Source organism: Arthrobacter sp. Z1-15 (assembly GCF_054792395.1).
In genome coordinates, this window is record NZ_CP096454.1 from 2921271 (window position 1) to 2935754 (window position 14484).

The 14484-nt window shown below is 66.6% G+C and carries 12 protein-coding genes; 7 read left to right on the top strand and 5 right to left on the bottom strand.

Annotation, left to right across the window (positions count from 1 at the left end):
* Nucleotides 1-151: 151 nt before the first annotated feature.
* Nucleotides 152-1363, bottom strand: coding sequence for a YlbL family protein (locus tag M1D40_RS13315; RefSeq protein WP_461169137.1), 1212 nt, complete (start codon nucleotides 1361-1363; stop codon nucleotides 152-154).
* A 296-nt stretch (nucleotides 1364-1659) separates the two neighbouring features.
* Here M1D40_RS13315 and M1D40_RS13320 point away from each other — a divergent pair, with 296 nt between their 5' ends.
* The gene (locus M1D40_RS13320; protein WP_461169138.1) at nucleotides 1660-3198 is read left to right on the top strand and encodes a zinc-dependent metalloprotease; all 1539 of its coding nucleotides are present in this window, start codon (nucleotides 1660-1662) and stop codon (nucleotides 3196-3198) included.
* Nucleotides 3199-3255: 57 nt separating this feature from the next.
* On the opposite strand, the gene M1D40_RS13325 is transcribed toward M1D40_RS13320, so the two are convergent.
* The gene (locus tag M1D40_RS13325) at nucleotides 3256-3909 is read right to left on the bottom strand and encodes a M48 metallopeptidase family protein (RefSeq protein ID WP_461169139.1); all 654 of its coding nucleotides are present in this window, start codon (nucleotides 3907-3909) and stop codon (nucleotides 3256-3258) included.
* A 137-nt stretch (nucleotides 3910-4046) separates the two neighbouring features.
* On the opposite strand from M1D40_RS13325, the gene M1D40_RS13330 reads away from it, so the two are divergent.
* Nucleotides 4047-5120, top strand: a complete 1074-nt coding sequence (locus M1D40_RS13330) for a ThiF family adenylyltransferase (protein WP_461169140.1) — start codon at nucleotides 4047-4049, stop codon at nucleotides 5118-5120.
* Nucleotides 5121-5130: 10 nt separating this feature from the next.
* On the opposite strand, the gene M1D40_RS13335 is transcribed toward M1D40_RS13330, so the two are convergent.
* Nucleotides 5131-7248 (bottom strand): ATP-dependent DNA helicase UvrD2, encoded by a 2118-nt coding sequence (locus M1D40_RS13335; protein ID WP_341393520.1) that lies wholly within the window; start codon nucleotides 7246-7248, stop codon nucleotides 5131-5133.
* Entirely contained in the window at nucleotides 7245-8210 is a 966-nt protein-coding gene (gene nudC, locus M1D40_RS13340; RefSeq protein ID WP_461169141.1) for an NAD(+) diphosphatase, read from the bottom strand. The genes M1D40_RS13335 and nudC overlap by 4 nt, the downstream gene beginning before the upstream one ends.
* A gap of 141 nt (nucleotides 8211-8351) precedes the next feature.
* Between nudC and M1D40_RS13345 the strand changes: the two genes are divergently transcribed.
* The 4 genes from M1D40_RS13345 to M1D40_RS13360 all read left to right on the top strand — a co-directional run bounded on the left by M1D40_RS13345 (nucleotide 8352) and on the right by M1D40_RS13360 (nucleotide 12072).
* Nucleotides 8352-9815, top strand: coding sequence for a macrolide 2'-phosphotransferase (locus tag M1D40_RS13345; protein ID WP_461169142.1), 1464 nt, complete (start codon nucleotides 8352-8354; stop codon nucleotides 9813-9815).
* Nucleotides 9816-10073: 258 nt separating this feature from the next.
* Complete coding sequence (locus M1D40_RS13350; RefSeq protein WP_341393517.1) at nucleotides 10074-10460, top strand: GntR family transcriptional regulator; 387 nt, start codon at nucleotides 10074-10076, stop codon at nucleotides 10458-10460.
* A complete protein-coding gene (locus tag M1D40_RS13355; protein WP_461169143.1) occupies nucleotides 10457-11386 on the top strand; it encodes an ABC transporter ATP-binding protein in 930 nt (309 codons plus the stop codon). Before M1D40_RS13350 ends, M1D40_RS13355 begins: the two co-directional genes overlap by 4 nt.
* Complete coding sequence (locus M1D40_RS13360; RefSeq protein WP_341393515.1) at nucleotides 11383-12072, top strand: hypothetical protein; 690 nt, start codon at nucleotides 11383-11385, stop codon at nucleotides 12070-12072. Before M1D40_RS13355 ends, M1D40_RS13360 begins: the two co-directional genes overlap by 4 nt.
* Nucleotides 12073-12413: 341 nt before the next feature.
* On the opposite strand, the gene M1D40_RS13365 is transcribed toward M1D40_RS13360, so the two are convergent.
* Nucleotides 12414-14024 (bottom strand): HNH endonuclease signature motif containing protein, encoded by a 1611-nt coding sequence (locus M1D40_RS13365; RefSeq protein WP_461169144.1) that lies wholly within the window; start codon nucleotides 14022-14024, stop codon nucleotides 12414-12416.
* Nucleotides 14025-14066: 42 nt separating this feature from the next.
* Between M1D40_RS13365 and M1D40_RS13370 the strand changes: the two genes are divergently transcribed.
* Nucleotides 14067-14306 (top strand): hypothetical protein, encoded by a 240-nt coding sequence (locus M1D40_RS13370; protein ID WP_461169145.1) that lies wholly within the window; start codon nucleotides 14067-14069, stop codon nucleotides 14304-14306.
* Nucleotides 14307-14484: the final 178 nt, after the last annotated feature.

The following is a 14484-nucleotide window of genomic DNA, read 5'->3' on the forward strand; positions in this document are numbered from 1 at the left end:
TGCCGTGCTTTCTCATTCTGCCTTGTCTTCCTTGCACGGGGCCACCTGCCCCGCCTTTGCTGAAGAACCTTTTCACGATCGTGATGGGCGGCCGTCCGGTCCCGGTGCTTTTACCGGGCAAACCGCCGGTGCGAGGCGGGCCTGGAAGCTGCTACTGAGCGGTGCACTGTGCCAGCTCCGCAGGGCTGGTTCCGTCTGCCAGTGCTTCAACAGCGGTGCGTGCCTCGTCCAGGGTTGCGACGCGGACGACGGCGAGCCCGTCCGGGATATTCCCGACGACTTCCCCGCAGTTGTCGGCGGGAGCGAGGAAGAACTCGGCTCCGGCGTCGGAGGCTCCCACCATCTTCTGCGCAATGCCGCCGATCGGGCCGACGTTGCCTGCCGAATCGATGGTTCCCGTTCCGGCAAAGTGCCTGCCTCCGGTCATGCCTTCGGGGGTCAGCCGGTCAATGATGCCCAGCGCGAACATCATGCCCGCGGAGGGCCCGCCCACATCGTCAAGGGCGATGCTGATGTCAAAGGGGAACTCAAAGCTGGTGGCGAGGAAAATTCCGAGCTGGTAGCTTCCCGTGTCCCCGGCCACGGGCGTCACCGTTCCCGTTTGTTCCCTGCCGTCCCGGCGGAATTCGACCTCCACCGGAGCACCGCCGCCGGCCTGCAGCTCGCCGCGGAGCGTTTCTATGCCGTCAATGCCGGTGCCGCCCACGCTGATCAGGGTATCCCCCGACTCCAGGACGCCCTCGGCCGGTGATCCGTCCACGAGTTCGGCCACGGCCAGGTCCTCGGTGAAGGGAATGTCCAGTTCGCGCAGCGCCGCCGCCACCGCCGATTCCTGCGAGGACGTCATGGCTGCCGCATTCTGTTCATCAATGTCCTCACCGGTGGTTCCGCGGGGGTAGACAAACTCCTCCGGGACGACGGCGTCTTCCGGGTTCAGCCACGCGCCGACCGCCTCCAGGAAGCTCATCGCCGTGCCCGGACCGCCTGCCACGTAAACGGTGGTCAGGTCCAGCTCCCCGTCCGTGGGGTAGGTTGGCGCACCCTCAATTTCGATCAGCGGTGTTTCTTCCCCGCCCGACGTCACCGTGCCCACCGTGTTGAAGGTTGGACCGGGTGACTCCACTACGTAAGGGGTCGGCAGGAACACGGCAACAGCTCCCAGCACCAGGGTCAGCGCCCCGGAAACCACCAGGGCCCGGGACCGAGGGTCCGGCCGCGGCGCGGGAAACGGGCCGAATCCTGCGACCGGGTCCGGTCCCGCGGACAAGGCCGGGCCCGAGGGCGGAGGGTCCTGGGCCGGGTTCGGGCCCGGCGGCCGGGCGCCGGAAACGGAAGGGTCGTGCTGATGGTCTGAGGGGCGCAAGTGGCCAACCCTTTTCTAGGTGGGAACCCGAGGCAGCCCACTCAAGGCTGAAACGGCGAATACTGGCACCCAGCTTACGCCTGCAGTGCCTTCAGTGCCGGGTGAATACCGGCGTCCCCGCTTTGCCATGAGCGAACGAATCGGCGAATGCGGGACAGGCGTCACGGGCTGCCGGTAACGTAAGGAAACCACGGCCCGTTTTAGGAACGGCCCGTGGTCCGGAGCAACCGGGCCGCCCAGCGCGGCTGCCTGCTCCGCGTAATGCACGTCAACCTTCCACAGGACCGGTGGTATCCATGAGCTCCAACCCTTCCGACCCGGGCGAGACGCCCCAGGATCCGCTCTCCGAGATGCTCGCCCGGCTGTTCGGCGGAGCAGGCGCCGGCGGCATGGACCCGCAGGACCTGGCCAAGGCAGCCGGACTGCCCTCCGACCCCAACGCCATGGCAATGATCTTCCAGCAGGTCCAGGCCATGTTCAGTGCCCCCTCCGAGGGCCCGGTCAACTGGCAGCTTGCCAGGGACAATGCCCGCCGGGTCGCCGCAACGGAGAGTGATCCTTCAGTGCTGCCGGCCCAGAGCCGCGAGGTGGACGAGGCACTGCACGTCGCGCAGCTGTGGCTGGATCCCGTCACCGACTTTGCCTCCACCTCGGCGCTGGGCAAGGCCTGGAGCCGCGCTGAATGGGTGGAAGCCACCATGGATTCCTGGAAACGGCTGACCGAACCGGTTGCCGTCAGCATTTCCCAGGCACTCTCAGACGCCATCAGTACGCAGATGCCCGAAGAAATGAAGTCCATGATGGGCGGAGCCTCCTCCATGCTCGCCAACATGGGCGGCGCCATGTTCGGCATCCAGCTGGGTCAGGCCGTGGGCGCCCTCTCCAAGGAGGTTGTGAGCTCCACCGATATCGGGCTTCCCCTCGCCGGCGGAACCATGGCCCTGCTGCCGGCCAACGTGGCCAAGTTCGGCGAAGGCCTGGACATCCCCGAGACGGAGATCCGCCTCTACCTGGCCGTGCGGGAAGCCGCGCACGCCCGTCTGTTCACGCACGCACCCTGGCTGGCAGGCCATCTTTTCGGCACCATCGAAAGCTACGCCCGCGGCATCCATATCGATATTTCCAAGATCGAGGAAGTTGCCCGGGACCTGGACCCGTCCAACCCCGAATCCATCCAGGAAGCCCTCTCCGGCGGAGTCTTCCAGCCGGAGCGGACAGCTGCGCAGGACGCCGCCCTGGAACGCCTTGAAACCGCGCTCGCGCTGGTGGAAGGGTGGGTTGACGAAGTTACCGCCGCTGCAACGGCCAACCTTCCGTCGGCAGGTGCCCTGCGCGAAATGATCCGCCGCCGCCGTGCCAGCGGCGGCCCCGCCGAGCACACCTTCTCGTCTCTGGTGGGCCTGGAACTCCGCCCGCGCCGGCTGCGCGATGCCGCCGCCCTGTGGTCGCAGCTGCGGGAGGAGCGCGGCATCGAAGGCCGGGACGCCGTGTGGGAACATCCGGATCTCCTGCCCACGTCCAAGGACCTGGATGACCCGAAGGGGTTCAGCAAGCGGCGGGAGCTGCTGGAGGCATCGGATTCCGACGTCGATGCCGCCCTCGAGCGGCTGCTCAGCGGCGGATTCGACACGCCGGCTGCTGACGAGTCGTCCACGGGAACTGACGCCAACGGCGACACGGACCACACACAGGCGACCGGCGGCACGGGGAACGACACCGATCCCGGCAGCGACTCCAATAACGATTCCGGCCCCGACACCGATCCCGATTCCGATCCCGGCAGCGATTCCGACGCCGACGACGATTCGGGCCCCGGCGGACAGCCCCGGGCCTAATCGCAGCGTGACCGGGCAGCGGCCCCGGCAGCCATCCGGCTGCCGGGGCCGCTGCGGTTAATCCTCGGCTCCCTGGTCCTCCTGCATGGGACCCTGAAGCCCCCGCGAGCTGGCGAAGGCCGCTCCCTGCAGGTATGCCTTGGCGGTTTCGGTGTGCGGATAAGACTCAAGCAGCCGCCAGAACGCAGCCGAATGTGATGCCTCAATGAGGTGCGCCAACTCGTGGAGCAGGACATAGTCCACCACCCAGGGAGGCATGCCCTGCAACTTATCGGAGAGCCGGATCGTGCCGCGTGCGGGCGTTGCCGATCCCCAGCGCGAGTTCTGGTTGGATACCCAGCGCACGGAAACGGGCTGCGCGGCACCGTGCAGATACCGCCGGGACAGCTCGGCCGCCCGTCCGGCCAGATCATCCGCACCCTCCTGCGGATCTGTCGGGGGAACCGCAGTACGCTGCTCCAGGCGCGCGACCATGCGCCGGACCCATTCCGCTTCCTGAACCTTCGTGAAGTGGCCCGGAATCGAGATCACCGCTTTCCCGTCCCGGAAAGCGGCGTTGACCGTCCGCCGGCGCTTGGCGGAGCGGCGCACTTCGATGGGAATCCCCGTGCTGGTCACGGAGGGCACACCCGGTCCCGCGGCGGCGAGAGAAGCAGCCGCTGCGGGCTGCTGCTGGCGGTGTTGAGAACGGCGTATTTCTCCTGAGGGCATGCGTTAAGCCTAGGCGAGGCCCGGGGATGTCCCCGCCCCTGTGGATAACCACGGGAGCGGTGACTGGCGCGTGCCAAGATGATTCTGCAGGCCATCCCGCCTGCTGCCGGACCGGCTATGTACTGCAGGAGGTCCCTATGCGGATCAACCCCGGACTCCATGTCCTGGCACTCTCGGCTTCAGCCCGGCAGTACGGCCTGGGCCCTGAAGCGCTGGTGCTGCGGGGGCTGAGGGAAAGCGACCTCGCCTTCCTCGCCGCCCTTCGCGAAGGACTTCCCGACGGCATGGAAGCAGCCGAAGGCCGGCGTCATCAGGTCACCTCCCAACGGGCGCAGGCCCTGACCCAGGCCCTGGCCCCGGTCCTCCTCCCCTTCCCGGACACTGCCGGGCCGCACGAACCCGCTGTTCCGGCACTGCGCCTTGAACGCCTCAGCCGTGACAGCGACCGCCTCTCCGCCGCCTACGGATTGAACGGATCCGCCATCCTGCGGCGCCGCTCCCGCTGCATGGTGGAGGTCAACGGGCTGGGCCGCATCGGGTCGCTGCTCGCCCAGGCACTGGCCGGGGCCGGGGTGGGAACCCTGGTGCTGTCCGATTCGGGGGTGGTCCTCCCGTCCGACGTCGGCCCCGGCTACCCGCTGACGGACCAGGGAATGCGCCGCGCGCAGGCGGTCAAACGGCACATTTACCGCCTCGATCCCACCGTGCAGGTCCTCCTCGCCGCCGGCTCTGACGCTTCCGGTCCGAAACGGGCACATCTCGATCTGGCCGTCCGGGTGGGCCCGCCCCCTCCTGCCGGACGGGCAGGGGACGCCCCGGCAAGTGAACATCCCCATCTTGCGGTCACCGTCCAGGAAACCGGCGTGGACGTCGGCCCGCTGGTCGTCCCCGGGCTAACGCCCTGCCTGGAGTGCCTGGACCGGCAGCTGGCTGACGGCAACAGCACCTGGTACACCGCGGCGGACGCGCTGGAACGGCAGCAGGTGGAAGCAGCACCGGCCGGAGAGGAGACCTGCGGCGCGGTTGCCGCTGCCGGAGTCGCCGCGGGGCAGGTTCTCGCGTTCCTGGACGGCGTGGTCCAGCCGGCCACATGGTCGGCAATTCTGGTGCTGCGGGCCGCCGACGGGTATGTCGGACCGAAAAAGCTGTCCTTCCATCCGGACTGCGGCTGCCGGCTGCAGCAAAAGGGATCCCCGGCGCAGGCGTCCTGAAAAGCCGGCCCTAGTTGTCCGCCAGGACCCGCAGGACGGCTTCCCCGTAGCGCTCCAGCTTGGAGGGACCGACGCCGGGCAGCGTCGCCAGACGGTTCAGCGACGGCGGCCGGTCCTCCGCAATGGCCACCAGGGTGGAATCCGTGAAGACGACAAACGCCGGGACGCCGGCCTCGGAAGCCGCAGTGCGGCGCCATTCCCGCAGGGCGTCGAAGGTGCTTTCCTCGTAGGTCACCGGGCACTCGGAGCACCGGCCCACCTTGCGCTCCGACCCGGTGGTCAGCAGTGTGCCGCAGACCCGGCACTTGGCCGGACCGCTGGCCTTGCGGCGCGAGGCAGCCTTCGGCGCCGCCGGGCGCTGCGCGTCGCGGGCCGTCTGCGGACGCAGCCCGTCCAGGAAGCGGGACGGCTTGCGGTTGGCACGGCCGCCCGGGGTGCGGGCAGTGGACCAGGACAGGTGCAGATGTTCCCGGGCACGCGTGATGCCCACATACAGCAGGCGCCGCTCTTCATCCACTGCCTCGGGGGTGTCCGCAAAGGAAATCGGCATCAGCCCCTCGCTCAGCCCAACCAGGAACACGGCATCCCACTCCAGGCCCTTGGCCGAGTGGAGCGATGCCAGCGTCACGCCCTGGACGGTGGGGGCGTGCTGGGAGGCTGCACGCTCGTCGAGCTCCGCCACGAAGTCCATCAGGGTAAAAATGGAATCCGGATCCTGCGTGCGGGCGGCGTGCAGTTCATCGGCCAGCGACACCAGGGCCGCCAGAGACTCCCACTTTTCCCGGACGGCCCCGCCGCCGGCGGGCGCCTCGGGGCTGTAGCCCAGGGACACCAGGATGTCCCGGACCAGCTGCGGCACCGGATCATTGCCCACTGCCCGGGAGGCTGCACGCAGCTGCGCCATGGAGTCGCGGACTTCCCGCCGGGCAAAGAACCGCTCCCCGCCGCGCAGCTGGTAGCCGATCCCGGCCGATGTCAGGGCCTGCTCATAGGCCTGGGACTGCCCGTTGGTACGGAACAGGATGGCGATCTCGGCCGGCTGCACGCCGTCCTTGATCAGCGCCTTGATGCGTTCGGCCACGGAGGCGGCCTCGGCGTCGTCGTCGGCGCATTCGGTGAAGGTGGGCTCCGGGCCGGCCGGGCGCTGGGCAATCAGTTCCAACGGCTTGGGCCAGGGCGGGGCAAACCGCGAGCGCTCGCCTTCGGCCGTCCGGGCGGCCAGGATGCGGTTGGCCAGTCCCACCACCTGCGGAGTGGAGCGGTAATCCCGGACCAGTTTCACGATGGGAGCGTCAGGAAAGCGCGACGGGAAACCCAGCAGGTGCTTGGAGGTGGCCCCGGTGAAGGAATAAATGGTCTGGCTGGAATCGCCCACCACGCACAGCTCGTCCCGGCCGCCCAGCCACAGATCCAGCAGCCGCTGCTGCAGCGGGGAAACGTCCTGGTACTCGTCCACCACGAAGTGCCGGTACTGGTCCCGCACCGTTGCGGCCACGCGGGCGTCCTCCTGCAGGATGCCCACGGTAATCAGCAGGACGTCCTCGAAGTCAATGACGTTGCGGTCCACCTTGACGTCTTCGTAGGCCTGGAAGATGCGGGAGATGGTGATGAGGTCAAAACCGGCCGGAGCGTCCCGGTCCTTGGCAGCCGAGACGTAGCTCTCCGGAGTGAGCATGGAAACCTTGGCCCACTCAATTTCAGCCGCAACGTCACGGATGGCGGCACGGTCGGTGGACAGGCGCAGGCGGCGGGCGGCTTCGGCGATGAACTGGGCCTTGTGGCTGAGCAGGTCCGGCATCTGCCCGCCTACGGTCTGCGGCCAGAAGTACTGCAGCTGCTTCAGCGCCGCGGCGTGGAAGGTTTTAGCCTGGACGCCGCCGGCTCCGAGGTCGCGCAGCCGGGTGCGCATCTCCGCAGCGGCCCGGGCGGTGAAGGTCACCGCCAGCACGCGCTGCGGCTTGTACACCCCGGTGTGGACGCCGTAGGCCATGCGGTGCGTGATGGCACGGGTCTTGCCGGTGCCTGCCCCGGCGAGCACGCAGAGCGGCCCGGTCAGGGACGTTGCCACCTCACGCTGTTCATCATCCAGTCCGGCAAGAATCCGTGCTTCCGCGGAGGTTCCGCTCATGCCCGGTCCTCAATCTCCGGTTCGGCGATGGGTCCTCCGTACCAGCGCTCGATCAGGTTCCGGGCAATGGAAATGCCGCTGGCGATGGTTATCTCGCCGCTGGCAACGGCGTCGCGCAGCTCATCGCGGGTGAACCAGCGGACATCGGAAATTTCGACACCGTCGTGCACGGCTGCGGCGGGGTTTTCCGTGCGGGCGGTAAAGCCCAGCATCAGCGAGCACGGAAACGGCCAGGGCTGCGATCCCAGATACTGCGGCGAGTGGACCACGAGGCCGGATTCCTCGGCAATCTCCCGGATGACCGCACCTTCCAGCGATTCCCCGGGCTCAACGAACCCGGCGAGCGTGGAGTAGCGGTTGCCTTTCCAGGCAGCTGCGGAGCCCAGGAGAAGGCGGTCCTCGGGGTCGGTAACGGCAACGATGATGGCCGGATCCGTGCGCGGGAAGTGCTGGCTTCCGTCCGCGGGGCAGCGGCGGACCCAGCCGCCCTGCTCCGGAACGGTGGGAGTCCCGCAGCGCGGACAGTGGGTGTGGACGGCGTGCCAGTTGGAAACGGCAGCGGCCTGCACGAACAGTGCGGCGTCCAGCTCGCCGAGCAGGACGGCAACCTCCCGCAGCGACGCCCAGCGGGCACCGCCGGTTTCCAGCAGCGGATCCTCCTCCGCGAGGGTGACCAGCACGACGTCGGTGCCCGCCGGTTCCTGCGCGTCGGCCAGTGTGCGGCCCAGATAGACGGGGACCTCGCCGAAACCTGTTTCGGCAACGGGGGCCAGCACCACCTCGGTGTCGCTGATCAGGGCCTTGCCTCCCGCCATGTACATGACGCGGGTGCCCGGGTTGGCACGGATCTGATCGAACAGGTCCGCGGCCACGCGGCGGTCCGATCCGCGGTCCACCGCGGTGCGGGCCAGCGGCAATATTCCAAGAGGGGGTACAACTGCTACCGATGCTGGGCTGCTCATGTCTCTACCGTACTGACTCGCACCCCCCAACCTGTAGTTGGAACAGGACTACCTGCCCGGGCTGAGTTATTGCTCACGCATCCGGCGACTCGCCGCCAGCTTATGGTTATTCGTGCCACATCTACCTCTACGGTTGAAGATGTGAAACGCACCCCCATGGAATTGGCCGCAATGGCCAGCGCCGCCGTCCCCGGGCTGGCCCCCACCGGCGTCGCCGGCTCCCCCGACGACGCCGCGGACTTCGACGCCGCCGTGCTGGTTGACGAAGCAGGAAAGCAGTGGCGGGTACGCTCCCCCAAACACGTTGACGCCAGCATGAGGCTGGAAACCGAACTCCTCGTACTGCGGGCATTTGTGCCGGCGGTGCGGGCGGAGCTTCCGTTCGCGCTCCCCCATGTGGCGGGAACCGTGAGGCAGGGCGACCTGTGCACCTTTGTCTACTCCCATCTGCCCGGCTCCACCCGGGACATCGATTCACTCGTGGCCGAAGGCGGAACGCTGCCCCTGGAAGTGGGCCGGGCCATGGCCGCCATTCACAGCCTGCCCCAGGACCTCGTGAACGACGCAGACCTGCCCAGTTACTCCGCCAACGAATTCCGGCAGCGCAAGCTCAATGAACTGGACCAGGCCGCCACCACCGGCAAGATTCCCCCCGTGCTGCTGCGCCGCTGGGAGCATGCCCTGGAGGACGTTACGCTGTGGCGGTTCAATCCGTCAGTAGTGCACGGGGACCTGCATGAGGACAACCTGCTTGTCTCCAACGGGCGGATCAGCGCGGTCACCGGCTGGACGGATCTTCGCATCGGAGATCCTGCGGACGACTTCGCGTGGCTGGTCGCCGCCAATGATCCCGCCTTTACCGAGGCTGTCCAGTCGGCCTACAACGCCGCCCGTACCGAAACCCCGGACCCGCATCTGATCCGCCGCGCGGCCCTGTCCGCCGAGTTCGCCCTGGCCCAGTGGCTGGTGCGCGGGGTCGCTGCCGAAAACCCCGTGATGATTGCCGAGGCCGAGGAGATGCTGGCCACGCTGGAAGCGGACATCCTCGAACAGGATGCTGCAGCGAAGGCCGAGGAAGCGGAAGCCGCTGCAGCAGCCAGGGAAGCCGCCGTCTCCGCGGAACGGGAGGCTGCCGCGAAGGCCGCATCGGAACCGGTATCCGGTGCCGTTCCCCTGACCGCGGCCGGATCCGCTCCGGTGAAGGACCCGTTCGTCCCCGGTGCCGCTGCTTCCACCTCCGGCTCCGGCTCCGGCTCGAAGAATGCGACGGCGGGAACGTCAGCCGCCAAGGGTGCGTCAGTCAGCCCCGGCTCGGCGCGTGTCAGCGTAACCCCCATCGTGCCGGACACCGGTTCCGCCGGCGCAGCGGCCGGCGACGCCACGGGGCCGATCGCCCGGGTCACGGTACTGCCCGCCGATCCGCACCCGGCGGCCAAGCCGGGCCCCGGCCCCGTTCCCGCCCCTGCTTCACGGGAATCAAAGCAGCAGGCTGCCGGCAAGGGCACCCCCGCAGAGGTAAGCAGCAAGGGCACCCCCGCAGAGGTAAGCAGCAAGAATTCCACCGGCAAGGATCCTGCCGGCAAGCCCCTTGGGAGGGCCAAGTAGGGCGATCCAAGCTCCTGCGAGGAACAAGCCCAAGCGGTATCCAAGCCAGCCAAAACCAGCCAAAGGCCGGGGAAACAACCGTTTCTCCGGCCTTTGCTTTGCCTGCAGGCAAAGTCAGTATTCTTTGCTCGAACCCTTGTGCCGGGCGTCAACAGGTTCTATGGTTACCTACATCACTAACTAACCAATTGACCGACGAGCCGCCGACGCGGTTCCGGTCAGCGAAGCGAGGCCAACCGTGAACCTCAGGCCCACGTCGTGAGCACCTTCGACGACACACGCCCCATCTTCCTGCAGATTGCTGAACGCATCGAAGGGGACGTCCTCGACGGTGTCCTGCAGGAAGAGAGCCAGGTGCCCTCGACCAATGAAATCGCATCTTTTTACCGCATCAATCCCGCGACCGCAGCCAAAGGCGTCAATCTGCTCGTTGACGAGGGTTTGCTCTACAAACGCCGCGGGATCGGCATGTTTGTGGCTCCCGGAGCACGCGGGATCGTCCTGGCCAAACGCCGGGAACAGTTCTACCGCCAATATGTCCGGCCCGTCGCCGATGAAGCGCGGAAACTGGGAATCGGTGCGGAAGAGCTGACCGAGCTCATTCGTCGCAGTGCCGCCGAACATGAAGGGACCCCGGCACCATGAACGTCATAGAAACCCGCGGACTGACGCGCCGCTACCGCGACCAGCTGGCCCTGGACGACGTGACCCTGAACATTGGGGCCGACCGGATCTACGGACTGCTGGGCCGCAACGGCGCTGGCAAGACCACGCTGATGTCCATCCTCACCGCCCAGGAGTTCGCCAGCTCCGGCGACGTGCGGGTCTTCGGGGAGCACCCGTTCGAGAATGAGCGGGTGCTCTCCAAGCTCTGCTTCGTCCGGGAATCACAAAAGTACCCGGATGACTTCACCATCAGTAACGCCCTCGATGCAGCAGCCTTTTTCTTTCCCAACTGGAACAAGCAGCTGGCACAGACACTGCTGGAGGATTTCCAGCTGCCGCAGCCGAAGAAGCACCGGATCAAGAAGCTCTCCCGCGGCCAGCTCTCGGCCGTCGGAGTCATCATCGGTTTGGCTTCCCGGGCGGAGCTGACCTTCTTCGACGAGCCCTATCTGGGCTTGGACGCCGTCGCGCGGCAGCTGTTCTACGACCGGCTGCTCACCGATTTCGCCGATCAGCCCCGGACCATCATTCTGTCCTCGCACCTGATCGATGAAGTGGCAAACCTGCTTGAACACGTGATCGTCATCGACCACGGACGCATTGTCATGGATGACGAAGTGGACGCCGTCACAGGCTCCGCCTTCGCTGTCGCAGGCTCTTCCGCTGCCGTGGAGAATTTTGTGGGCGGCCGGCCGGTCCTGCACCGGGAAGGTCTTGGCGCGCTGAGCTCGGTCACCGTGGACACCCCGCTGTCCGGTGATGACCGCGATCTCGCCCGGACTCTGGGCCTGGAGGTGGCGCCGGTGTCACTCCAGCAGCTGATCATCAGGAGAACCCTCAAGGCCAACGAATCCTACGGTTCCGCGCCGGCAAACAACGACACCGATCTGGAGGTACTGCAATGAACCGGCCGCTCGCAGTAGCGCGCATGCAGCTGCTCAACAAATGGATATATCTCGGAATTCCGGCAATCATCCTTGTCTCGTCCACCCTGATTGCCCTGGCTATCATCGCTGTCATTCCCGACAGCGGAGCACCCAACCTGGTGTTTTCCGGCCAGGCCGTCATGTGGTACTTCCTCGGCATCGGTGTTCAAGCCCTGACGCTAACCTTCCCTTTCTCACAGGCAATGAGTGTCAGCCGCCGCTCCTTCTACCTCGGCACACTCGGCCTCTTCGCGGTGATGTCATTGAGCCTGGGCGTGCTCTACTGGCTGCTCGGCCTGGTGGAAGAAGCAACAAGCGGCTGGGGCCTGAACGCCCACATATTTGCCCTGCCCTGGATCGCCGAGGCTGCGTGGTACACGCAAATCCTGCTGTACTTTGCGCTCTCGACCCTGCTGTTCATGTTCGGATTCTGGTTCGCGACCGTTTACAAGCGGTGGCGCACCGGCGGCCTGGTTGCCGCATGTGTCGGACTAGCCCTGATTCTGCTGGCGGCCGTCGCATCCGCGACCTGGACGGAGTCCTGGGCAGCGGTGGGAGCCTGGTTTGCACAGCTGACACCGCTTGCCCTCACCGGCTGGCTGCTGCTGGGCGGGGTGGTGCTGGCCGCCGGATCCTACGGAACACTCCGCCGGGCGGTGCCCTAGCGGTTGGCCGCGGACGGTAGGAACGGACTGCGCGCCTGAATTGCATAAGACCTGAATTGCATAAGAAAGGCCTCCGGATGAGGCGGTGTTTGTTGAGAACATCTGCCGAACCGGAGGTCTTTCATGTCCCCCCGTCGGGCAGAACCAACCACACATCCACACATCCACACATCCACACATCCACACATCCACACATCCACACATCCACACATCCACACATGATGCTCGCGCGTTGTAGGGTCGGTTCTCACCTTGGCTGCACGCCCATCATCATGGCCCCAGGCATACCCGCTGAAGAATCACCCACCGACCAGCCACGTACCAACCACGCAGGGACTGCCCTAGAACGGCGGCGGGTCATCCCCGTAGTCATCCGCGCTGCTGCCTGCCCGGGTGTCCGTGGTCGTGACCGTCCCGGAATCTATGTGGGGCACGGTCCGGGAATCTGCACGGACAGCCGCGACGGACCGGTCCCCAGCACCGTCCGGGCCGGTTCCCTGCATGACCGGAGCAAGAGCCAGGTGCGGTTCGGTACGGTAAGTCCGTCCTCCCGGCGATGTCCACTCAATAACCCCGGCCGCCGGCTGGCAGGCCTTCCAAAACCCCTTGGTTTTGAACATGTGGTGCCTCCGGCACAAATGCTCGAGGTTGTCATGATCCGTGGCCCCGCCCTGCACCCACGGCCTGGTGTGATCGATCTCGGAAATCACCGCATTCGTCCGGCACCCCGGGAACCGGCAGGTCCCGTCCCGAGCCCGCAGCCACCGTTGAAGTCCGGCCCGGACTTTCCTTCGGCGGCCCACCCGCAGGATCTCCTCAGTATCCGGATCCCGCTCCACCGGCGTCCATTTCCCTGCCTCCCGGGCCATCCGGCGGGCGGCTTCCGGACTGATCGGCCCGTAACCATGCAACTCCGCCGGCTGATCGTCCGCGCCGAAGAGCGTTTCAGCGCTGATCAGCACCAGAATCTCCGCCCTAGCCCCAGCCCTGGCCCAAGCCCCGGCCTTGGCCCGGGCATCGGTGCTGGCATCACTGCCACAACCGGCGCCGGTGCCAATGCCGGCGGTATCCATGCCGGCAGGTTGGGGCTCACGACCACAGGGGTGACTGCCGCCGGACATAAGCAGGTCCTGAAGGATGTCCGCCCGCAACTCATCCACCCTGCGGGGATCACCATCAGCCTGCTCACCCCGGGCAGCCCTGCTCAGCTGAGTGAAGATCGCCTGCGCGTTCTCCGCCGGCAGGAACGCCGAGAGCCAGGACATTCCATCCGCCGCAGGCTCCAGACACACCTTGCGCTTGTCCAACGCACTCAGCTGGCGCTGGACAATGCCCTGCGGATACTGGTTTTCCCGCAACCGCCGCGCCCGCACCCGGAACTGAGCCGCAGTCTGACCCGCTGCAGCCTCCAGCAGCTTTGCCTCGAACCCCGGAAGCTCCACAGCTTCGATGTCCTGGCACTGATCCAACACCGTCTGGGCATGACCGTAACTGATCCCGCCCTGCTCCAGATTGCCCAGAGTCACGGCATGAACTCCGCAGAGACTGCCCGCCTCAGACATCAGCCGCTGCCAGGTACTCTGCGGCACGCAAAGGATCGCTGCTGCCTCCGACGCCGCAAGACTGAACGCCATACCCGGATCAGGCTTTCCGGACGGGAAATGCATCTCGTCCCGGTAAATACTCTGCATCCGGTGCAGGACCTTAGCCTGCTGCGCCTGCGCCCACCGCATCAGATGATCCAGGCGGGAGAGCACAGCACCGGCAGTCTGCTCATCCAGCGCATCCGCGCCCTGCAGAACCAGAGAACCGGATAACCCGTGTTGGCAGGCACTCCCGGCCGCATCACCGGAAACAACAGTGTCGTCGGAAGCAGTAGTGGTGGCGCTGGCGCTGAAAGCAGTGTCGCCGGAAGCCGGGGGCGAATCGGAACGACCCGGAGCAGCAGCCAAAGAGGTAGCAGAAGAGGAGGCACCGACAGCAGCTGATACGGCGTGGAAAACCGAGTAACCGGGCGGTGCAGCGGCCTCCCCGCCGGCGGTGGGGCCGACGCCGAGGGCGGTGCCGTGGCCGTGGCCGTGGCCGTGGCCGTGGCCGTGGCCGTGGCCGTGGCCGTGGCCGTGGCCGTGGCAAAGTCGATGCCGGCAACCATAGCCATCGCAGGCTTGGTGCCGGATGCGGTGCCGGCAGCCTGCTCGCCGAACCGCTCGGAACCGGGAAAAGTCCTGTGCTGATCCATGCCTTCAGGCTTTCACCTGCCTCTGACATTTCCGCCGCCAAAAGAGCCCCCAACAGCCCAAAACAGGCCCTATTTCGGCACCCCAAATACCCGACTTTTTTGGCCGACTACCTGCTTGAGTTTCGAACGGGCCATACGGGCGGGTCAGTGGGGAAACGGCGGGAAATGACCCG

Excerpts from the sequence above, each read along its gene's own strand:
- M1D40_RS13325 (WP_461169139.1), bottom strand. The coding sequence starts at position 3,909 with ATGCCCTCAGGAGAAATACGCCGTTCTCAACACCGCCAGCAGCAGCCC.
- nudC (WP_461169141.1), bottom strand. The coding sequence starts at position 8,210 with ATGAGCAGCCCAGCATCGGTAGCAGTTGTACCCCCTCTTGGAATATTG.
- M1D40_RS13330 (WP_461169140.1), top strand. The coding sequence starts at position 4,047 with ATGCGGATCAACCCCGGACTCCATGTCCTGGCACTCTCGGCTTCAGCC.
- M1D40_RS13355 (WP_461169143.1), top strand. The coding sequence starts at position 10,457 with ATGAACGTCATAGAAACCCGCGGACTGACGCGCCGCTACCGCGACCAG.
- M1D40_RS13335 (WP_341393520.1), bottom strand. The coding sequence starts at position 7,248 with ATGAGCGGAACCTCCGCGGAAGCACGGATTCTTGCCGGACTGGATGAT.
- M1D40_RS13320 (WP_461169138.1), top strand. The coding sequence starts at position 1,660 with ATGAGCTCCAACCCTTCCGACCCGGGCGAGACGCCCCAGGATCCGCTC.
- M1D40_RS13360 (WP_341393515.1), top strand. The coding sequence starts at position 11,383 with ATGAACCGGCCGCTCGCAGTAGCGCGCATGCAGCTGCTCAACAAATGG.